Origin of the sequence: Pararcticibacter amylolyticus (assembly GCF_003130405.1) — a bacterium.
Classification (GTDB): domain Bacteria; phylum Bacteroidota; class Bacteroidia; order Sphingobacteriales; family Sphingobacteriaceae; genus Arcticibacter; species Arcticibacter amylolyticus.
Map to the genome: position 1 here is coordinate 1 of NZ_QEAS01000144.1, position 307 is coordinate 307.

Annotated in this window: 1 protein-coding gene; it reads right to left on the reverse strand. The window is 60.6% G+C overall.

The window, feature by feature from the left end; translation table 11 throughout:
* Positions 1 to 307, reverse strand: a 307-nt coding sequence (locus tag DDR33_RS26380; RefSeq protein WP_202913862.1) for an RHS repeat-associated core domain-containing protein, incomplete at both ends; no start/stop codon positions are given.

The window sequence follows — 307 nt, forward strand, 5'->3', positions numbered from 1 at the left end:
GTCCGGGCCATGCCCCAGAACCCACCCCATGAGCCTGTGGCCGAGATGTATTCTGCCCCTTCGTAGAGAGCATCCGTTTCAGAACCGAAGTAGCTGAACCCTCCGTCCGGTGTCCAGCTCCCCCCGAAGGCCGAGTTCAGCATCATGCTGATCACATCAATGGTCCCTCCACCACTATTCCCTCCCCCATGCGGCGGCAGCGCCTCCAGCTTCTTGTCCCCCAGCGGGTCATTGTACATCACCGGGTTGTTCCCCGAATAATGATACGTGCTCACCGCGTCCGAAGCTTCCGCCATCGGGTCTACCC